Here is an 8,119-nt window from a genome sequence, read left to right on the forward strand (position 1 = left end):
CCGATGCCGCCGTCGCCGTAGAGCAGGCCGCCGTCGCCACCGTTGCCCCCGATACCGCCGTGGCCGGCGTCGTAGCCGTTTCCGCCCGCGCCGCCTGTGCCGCCGGCGCCCAGCAGCCATGCGGCTCTGCCGCCGGCCCCGCCGGTGCCGCCGACCGTCTCACCGGCCCCGCCGGCACCGCCCGCGCCACCGTGGCCATAGAGCAGCCCGGCGTTGCCGCCGGCGCCACCCGCACCGGCGGCATTGCCGGCGCCACCCGCACCGCCGGCACCGCCTGATCCCCACAAAAATCCTGCTTCGCCGCCGGTTCCGCCAGTTCCGCCGGTTCCGCCGGTTGCGCCGACTGCCGCGCCCGCCCCGCCGGCGCCCCCGGTGCCCAACAGCCAAGCCCGGCCGCCGGCGCCTGCCATTCCGGCGATACCGGTGCCGCCGAGGCTCGCACCGCCACCGCCACCGGTGCCGCCATTGCCGTAGAGCCACCCGCCGGCCCCACCCGCTCCGCCGGCCGCTCCGGCGCCGGTGGACGAGATGCCGCCGGCCCCGCCGGCCCCGCCGTGACCGATCAGCCCGGCACTGCCTCCGGCCCCGCCGGCCTGGCCGGCTGCCCCGGCCGCGCCGGCACCGCCGTTGCCGAACAGCAGACCGCCGGCTTCCCCGGCAGCTCCCGGCGTGGCGCCAGCGGAGCCGTCGCCGATCAGCGCGCGGCCCAGCAGCAGCTCGGTCGGCTGGTTGATGATGTCGAGCGCCGACTGCAGCGGAGAGGCGGCAGCGGCCTCGGCCAGGGCATAGGAGTTAGCCCCCGCTGAGATGTTTTGCATGAATTCGGTGTGAAAAGCTGCCACCTGTGTGCTGAGGGCCTGGTACGCCTGGCCGTGGGCGTCGAAGAGGGCCGCGAGCGCCGCCGACACTTCGTCCCCGCCGGCGGCGAGCAGGCCGGTGGTGCCGCCGGCCGCGGCCGCGTTGGCCTCCTGCATAGCATCGCCAATGACGGCGAGATCGGAAACGGCCGCGGCCAGCGCATCTGGCGCCACACCGAAATACGACATGGGGGAACCTCCAGCACATTCTGCGGCAAAGCCGCGGGGGATTAGCCATCGGGCCGTCACAGTGGACGAAAATTGCAATACTCAAAGTATTCTACGTAGACAACTATGCGTCAACTAGTTCTATGAATGTGATATGGATCATTTTTAACCCATCTCAGGTAGGTATTCGATGTAGCACTGGTTGGCGAACCATTCCCTGGCGAGTCGGGCCTTAGCCTTAGCCCGGGCCGAGGTCGGGTGGCACAACCTCCGCTCAGGATCGGCGAATGGATTCCCGGCTCGGTTCCCCAGTACCCTGGTCCGGTGCCCCGAATCGATTCAGAGATGACCAGCCCGACCGCGCTCAGCCAGCAGGTCGTAGTCGGAAACGACGAAATCTTCGAGGCTCACGCCGGCGGCAAACTGTCGGTAGCACTGCAAACCCCGTTGAACACCCAACGTGCGCTGTCGCTGGCCTACACCCCCGGAGTGGCGCAGGTCAGCAGCGCGATTGCCGCGGACCGGACCCTGGCGGCCCGCTACACCTGGGCGAATCGCTTGGTCGCGGTGGTCAGCGACGGCAGCGCCGTCCTCGGATTGGGCGATATCGGGCCGACTGCCTCGCTTCCTGTGATGGAGGGCAAGTGCGCGCTGTTCAAGGAGTTCAGCAAGCTGGATGCGATCCCCATCGTGCTCGACACCAAAGACCCCGACGAGATCGTCGAAACCCTGGTGCGACTGCGCCCGACGTTCGGAGCGGTCAACCTCGAGGACATCTCGGCGCCCCGCTGCTTCGAGATCGAGCAGCGTGTCATCGAGGCGCTGGACTGCCCGGTGATGCACGATGACCAGCACGGCACTGCCGTCGTCGTGCTGGCGGCCCTGATGGGTGCCACCAAGCTGCTCGGCCGGGACATGTCCGCGGTGCGGGTGGTGGTGTCCGGCGCCGGCGCGGCCGGAGTGGCGTGCACGAACCTGCTGTTGGCCATGGGGGTCTCCGACATCACCGTGCTCGACTCCCGGGGCATCGTGCACGAGGGCCGCGACGACATGAACGACGTCAAGGTCGAACTGGCCCGACGCACCAATCCCGCCGGTCACTCCGGTGGCCTGGTGGAAGCCCTCGACGGTGCCGACGTCTTCCTCGGGGTATCCGGCGGCGTGGTTCCCGAAGAGCTCATCGCCACCATGGCACCCGGCGGGATCGTGTTCGCGCTGTCCAACCCGAACCCCGAGATCCACCCCGGCCTGGCGGCCAAACACGCAGCCATCGTGGCCACCGGCCGCAGCGACTTCCCGAACCAGATCAACAACGTGCTGGCATTCCCGGGAATCTTCCGTGGCGCACTCGACGCCGGAGCGCGCCGCATCACCGAGAAGATGATGGTGGCGGCGGCCGAGGCCATCTACTCGGTGGCCAGCGACGACCTGGCCACGGACCGGATCGTGCCGAGCCCGCTGGACCGGCGCGTTGCCGACGCAGTCGCATCCGCGGTCGCGCTGGCAGCAGACCCTGCCGAAGCGTGGGAGTGTGGATCGCCAGGGCCGCCGGCGGGCTGCTGGCGCTGGCGCTGGTTGTGGCCGTGGGCTCGGGATGCTCGGCGCACGGTGGCCCAGGTCACGGCCCCGGCTTTGCGGTAGGGGCCCGCCCGACCGCCGAATCGAAACTCCTCGCAGCCGTCTACGTCGCCGCACTGCGGTCATACGGCTTCGGCGCCCGCACCGAAACCGCCCCCGACCCGATGGTCGAACTGGACTCCGGGGCGGTCACCGTCGTACCCGCGTTCACCGGCACCGTGCTGCACAGCCTGCAGCCGGATTCCTCGGCTCGCTCGGACAAACAGGTCTACCGGACGATGAATTCGGCGCTGCCGGAAGGTATTGCGGCCGGCGACTACGCCACCGAGGCCGACGACAAACCCGCACTGGTGGTCACGCCGGCCACCGCCCGGGCCTGGGGCGGCGAAGAGTTGAGCCTGCTGCTGCGCCACTGCGACGGCATGCGCGCAGGCAGGATCGCCGGCTCGGATGGCCCGGCATCCGTGGGAACGTGCCGGCTGTCGGTCATAGGTGAATTCTCCGATACCGCAACAATGTTCGCGGCGCTGCGGGATGGACAGCTGACCGCGGCCTGGGCCACCGCGGCCGACCCGGGAATCCCGCCGGATCTGGTCGTTCTGGCCGACAGCGGCAAGAGCCCACTGATCCGGGCCGAGAACGTGGTCCCGCTGTATCGACGCAACGCGCTCAATACCGGGCAACTGTTGGCCGTCAACGAGGTCGCCGGCATCCTGGACACAGCCGCCCTGGCCGACATGCGTGGCAAAGTGGCTGCCGGCGCCGATCCGCAGGCGGTGGCCGACGCCTGGCTGGCCGAACACCCGCTGGGGCGGTGAGCCCGGCGAAAGGGTCAGGCGTCAGGGTTCAGCGTGGCCGGTCGGGCATTAGCCGGCCCGCCGCGGCGGAGAACAGCCGCTGGTAGCCAGAACCCGTCGCCCGCACGAACAGGTCGAGCGCCTTGGCGTCGGCGCCGACCAGCACCCGGGCCTTGTTCTTACGTACCGCCCCCAGGATGATCTTGGCGGCCCGCTGCGGGCTGGTGTGCGCCAACTGCCTGTCGAAGACCCTGGCCAGTTCCTCGGAGTCGAGTCCCTCGGCGGCGGTGGCGTTGCGGGCAATCGCGGTCTTGATGCCGCCCGGGTGCACGGTGGTCACCCCGACCGGATGCCCGGCCAACCGCATCTCCTGACGCAGCGCCTCGGTGAAGCCGCGCACGGCGAACTTGGCCGCGTTGTAGGCGGCCTGCCCCGGCACCGAGAAAATCCCGAACACGCTGGAGATGTTGATGACGTGTCCGTCGCCGGAAGCGATCAGATACGGCAGGAACGCCTTGGTGCCGTTGAGCACGCCGCCGAAGTCGACGTCCATCACCCGGTCGATGTCTTTGAACTGGCTGATCTCGACCTCGCCGCTGAAGGCGATACCGGCGTTGTTGTAGATCTGGTTCACCTTGCCGAAGTGCTCGTTGACCGCCTCCGAGTAGGCCACGAACGCCTCGCGCTCGGTCACGTCGAGCCGATCGGCCTTGACCGGTGCTCCGATCTTGATGAGCTTCTCCTCGGTCAGCGTAAGCCCCTCGGTGTCGACGTCGCTGATTGCCAGGCTGGCACCCGAGCGGCCCAGCTCGATCGCCAGCGCCTGCCCGATACCCGACCCGGCGCCGGTGACGGCGGCGACTTTCCCGGCGAACCCCTCCATGGCACTCTCCCTCGCGTCGGCTGGCCTTGTGATCGACAGTAGCCAGTGCCCAGGCGCCGGTCGGCCCTCGGGTGGCCCGGATGTTGGTCACCCGGCTGGTTTGATCCTGCGGTGAGGGCGCAGCCCACTCGCACCTTTGCGCCATGGGCGCAGACTCAACGCCACTGCCCAGCCCTCTGAGGGTTCATTCTGCGTTGAGGGCGTTGTTCGTCGGCGTGTCGCCGCCGTGGGCGCAGACTCAACGCCGACGATCGGGCACTAGCCGAACGCGGTGTCCAGAATCTCCTGCTGCTCGACGGCGTGCACCTTGGACGAGCCCGACGACGGCGCCGACATCGCGCGCCGCGACACCCGCCTGATCCCGCCGAACAGATCGGGCAGCACCTCGGGCAGGGTCAGGCCGAGCGACGGCCAGGCACCCTGGTTGGCCGGCTCCTCCTGTACCCAGAAGTACTCGTCGACGTTGCCGTAGCGGCCCAAGGTTTCAGCCAGCCGTCGCCGGGGCAGCGGTGCGAGCTGCTCCAGGCGTACGATCGCGACGTCGTCACGGCCGTCCTTGGCTTTGCGCGCCGCCAATTCGTAGTAGATCTTTCCGCTGGTCAGCAGGATCCTGGTGACCTTGCTTCGGTCGCCGGCACCGTCTTCGTAGGCCGGCTCCTCCAGCACCGAGCGGAATTTGACCTCGGTGAAGTCCTTGACGTCGCTCACCGCGGCCTTGTTGCGCAGCATCGACTTCGGGGTGAACACGATCAGCGGCCGCATCACTCCGTCCATGGCGTGCCGGCGCAGCAGGTGGAAGTAGTTGGCGGGGGTCGAGGGAACCGCGATTGTCATCGACCCCTCCGCCCACAACTGCAGGAAGCGTTCGATCCGGCCGGAGGTGTGATCAGGCCCCTGGCCCTCGTGTCCGTGCGGTAGCAGAACTACGACCGTCGACAATTGGCCCCACTTGGCCTCGCCGGAACTGATGAACTCGTCGATGATCGACTGTGCGCCGTTGAAGAAGTCGCCGAACTGCGCCTCCCACAGCACCAGGGCGTCGGGGTTGCCGACGGTGTAGCCGTATTCGAAGCCCAGCGTCGCAAACTCCGATATCGGCGAGTCGTAGGTCAGGAACTTGCCGCCGGTGGGGGTCCCGTCTGTGTCGGTGGCCAGGAGTTGCAGGGGGGAGAACTCCGCGCCGGTTTCCCGGTCGATGATCACCGAATGGCGCTGCGAGAAGGTGCCGCGACGGGTGTCCTGCCCGGACAGTCGGACCAGCTTGCCCGCCGACACCAACGATCCCAGCGCCAGCAACTCCGCGAAGGCCCAGTCGACTTTGCCCTCGTAGGCCATCTCCCGGCGCTTCTCCAGCACCGGCTTGACCCTGGCGTGAGCGGTGAACCCCTCCGGCATTGCCAGGAAGGCATCGCCGATGCGGGACAGCAGCGCCTTGTCCACCGCCGTGTTCAGCCCCGCGGGCAGCATCTGGTAGGCCTCGACCGACTCGCTGGGCTGTGCGCCGTGCTTCTCTACTTCGCGGACTTCGTTGAACACCCGCTCCAGCTGGCCCTGGTAGTCGCGGAGTGCGTCCTCGGCCTCTTTGAGCGAGATGTCGCCGCGGCCGATCAGGGCTTCGGTGTAGCTCTTGCGCACGCCGCGCTTGTTGTCGACGACCTCGTACATGTACGGGTTCGTCATCGACGGGTCGTCACCTTCGTTGTGACCGCGCTTGCGGTAGCACACCATGTCTATGACAACGTCCTTCTTGAACCGCTGCCGGAAGTCCACGGCCAGCTGGGCAACCCACACGCAGGCTTCCGGGTCGTCGCCGTTGACGTGGAAGATCGGGGCGCCGATCATCTTGGCGACATCGGTGCAGTACTCGCTGGAGCGGGAGTACTCCGGTGCGGTGGTGAACCCGATCTGGTTGTTGACAACGATGTGGATGGTGCCGCCGACCCGGTAGCCGGGCAGATGCGCCAGGTTGAGCGTTTCGGCCACCACGCCCTGGCCCGCGAATGCGGCATCCCCGTGCAGCATCATCGGTACCACTGAGAAGGCCTTCGCTTCGGCGGTGTCGTTGGCGCCGTGGTCGAGCAGATCCTGCTTGGCCCGGACCAGACCCTCCAGCACCGGATCGACAGCCTCCAGATGTGACGGGTTGGCGGTCAGGGATACCTGAATCTGGTTGTCGCCGAACATCTGCAGATAGGTGCCGCTGGCGCCCAGGTGGTATTTCACATCGCCGGATCCCTGCGCTTCCGCTGGGTTCAGGTTGCCTTCGAACTCGGTGAAGATCTGCGAATACGGCTTGCCGACGATGTTGGCCAGTACGTTGAGCCGGCCGCGGTGCGGCATCCCGATGACCACTTCGTCGAGGCCGTGCTCGGCGCACTGGTCGATGACCGCGTCCATCATCGGGATGACGCTTTCGGCTCCTTCCAGCGAGAACCGCTTCTGGCCGACGTACTTGGTCTGCAGGAAGTTCTCGAATGCCTCGGCGGCATTGAGTCGGCTGAGGATGTACTTCTGTTGGGCTACAGTGGGTTTGACGTGTTTGGTCTCGACGCGGTCTTCCAGCCACGCCTGCTGCTCGGGGTCGAGGATGTGGGTGTACTCCACGCCAACGTGCCGGCAGTACGCGTCGCGCAGCAGGCCCAGTACATCGCGCAGCTTCTTGTATTCCGCACCGGCGAAACCGCTCACCTTGAAGACGCGGTCGAGGTCCCACAGCGTCAACCCGTGGGTGAGCACCTCGAGGTCGGGGTGGCTGCGGAACCTGGACTTGTCCAGCCGCAGCGGGTCGATGTCGGCCATCAGGTGGCCGCGGTTGCGGTATGCCGCGATCAGGTTCATCACCCGGGCGTTCTTGTCGACGATGGAGTCCGGGTTGTCGGTGCTCCAGCGCACCGGCAGGTAGGGGAGGTCCAGTTCGCGGAAGATCTCGTCCCAGAAATCGTCGGCCAGTAGCAGCTGGTGGATGGTGCGTAGGAAATCGCCGGACTCCGCACCCTGGATGATCCGGTGGTCGTAGGTCGATGTCAGGGTGATCAGCTTGCCGATGCCCAACTCCGCGATGCGCTCTTCGCTGGCGCCCTGGAACTCCGCGGGGTATTCCATTGCGCCGACACCGATGATGGCGCCCTGGCCGTTCATCAGCCGGGGCACCGAGTGCACGGTGCCGATGGTGCCGGGATTGGTCAGCGAAATCGTCACGCCGCCAAAGTCTTCAGCGGTGAGCTTGCCGTCGCGGGCCCGCCGCACGATATCCTCGTAGGCGGAGACGAACTCGGCGAATCGCAGTTCCTCGCACCGCTTGATCGCGGCCACCACCAGTGAGCGTTTTCCGTCTTTGCCCGGTAGGTCGATCGCCAGGCCCAGATTGGTGTGCGCCGGGGTGACGGCGTTGGGTTTGCCGGCCACCTCGGCGAAGTGCCGGTTCATGTTCGGGAATTTCTTGACCGCCTGGACCAGCGCGTAACCCAGTAGGTGGGTGAACGAGATCTTGCCGCCGCGGGTCCGCTTGAGCTGGTTGTTGATGACGATTCGGTTGTCGATCATCAGTTTGGCCGGCACCGCGCGCACGCTGGTCGCCGTCGGCACCTCCAGGGACGCCGACATGTTCTTGACGACGGCGGCCGCGGCGCCACGCAGTACGGCCACGGTGTCGCCGTCGCCCGGCGGGGCAGCCGCGGGAGCCTTGGCGGCTTTGGCGGGAGCGGGGGGAGCGGGGGACGTGGGTGATTCGCCGCCGGCGGCGGTGCTTATGGCCGGCTGGACTGCCGGCCTGGCCGGCGCGGGGGCGGCCGGTGCGGCCGGCGGGGCCGGAGCGGCTGAGGCGGCCAGCGGGGCCG

At 67.8% G+C, this 8,119-nt stretch carries 4 protein-coding genes and 1 pseudogene; 2 read left to right on the plus strand and 3 right to left on the minus strand.

The window, feature by feature from the left end; translation table 11 throughout:
* The coding region (locus tag ACK5M9_RS15910) for a PE family protein (protein ID WP_416894109.1) at positions 1–1,046 on the minus strand (1,046 nt) is incomplete at its 3' end.
* A gap of 324 nt (positions 1,047–1,370) precedes the next feature.
* On the opposite strand from ACK5M9_RS15910, the pseudogene ACK5M9_RS15915 reads away from it, so the two are divergent.
* Positions 1,371–2,537, plus strand: a pseudogene (locus tag ACK5M9_RS15915) (NAD(P)-dependent malic enzyme); the annotation flags it as partial.
* A gap of 17 nt (positions 2,538–2,554) precedes the next feature.
* Complete coding sequence (locus ACK5M9_RS15920) at positions 2,555–3,421, plus strand: glycine betaine ABC transporter substrate-binding protein (RefSeq protein ID WP_416894112.1); 867 nt, start codon at positions 2,555–2,557, stop codon at positions 3,419–3,421.
* Positions 3,422–3,449: 28 nt separating this feature from the next.
* Here the strand turns inward: ACK5M9_RS15920 and ACK5M9_RS15925 are convergent, their stop codons facing one another.
* The gene (locus ACK5M9_RS15925; RefSeq protein ID WP_416894110.1) at positions 3,450–4,283 is read right to left on the minus strand and encodes an SDR family NAD(P)-dependent oxidoreductase; all 834 of its coding nucleotides are present in this window, start codon (positions 4,281–4,283) and stop codon (positions 3,450–3,452) included.
* Positions 4,284–4,541: 258 nt separating this feature from the next.
* On the minus strand, positions 4,542–8,119 hold a 3,578-nt coding region (locus ACK5M9_RS15930; protein ID WP_416894111.1), incomplete at its 5' end, for a multifunctional oxoglutarate decarboxylase/oxoglutarate dehydrogenase thiamine pyrophosphate-binding subunit/dihydrolipoyllysine-residue succinyltransferase subunit.

It is taken from the genome of Mycobacterium sp. (assembly GCF_047975165.1).
In the GTDB taxonomy this organism is placed as follows: Bacteria; Actinomycetota; Actinomycetes; order Mycobacteriales; family Mycobacteriaceae; genus Mycobacterium.

What these genes read in the sequence shown, in the direction of transcription:
- ACK5M9_RS15925 (WP_416894110.1), bottom strand. Translation starts at nt 4,283, where the DNA reads ATGGAGGGGTTCGCCGGGAAAGTCGCCGCCGTCACCGGCGCCGGGTCG.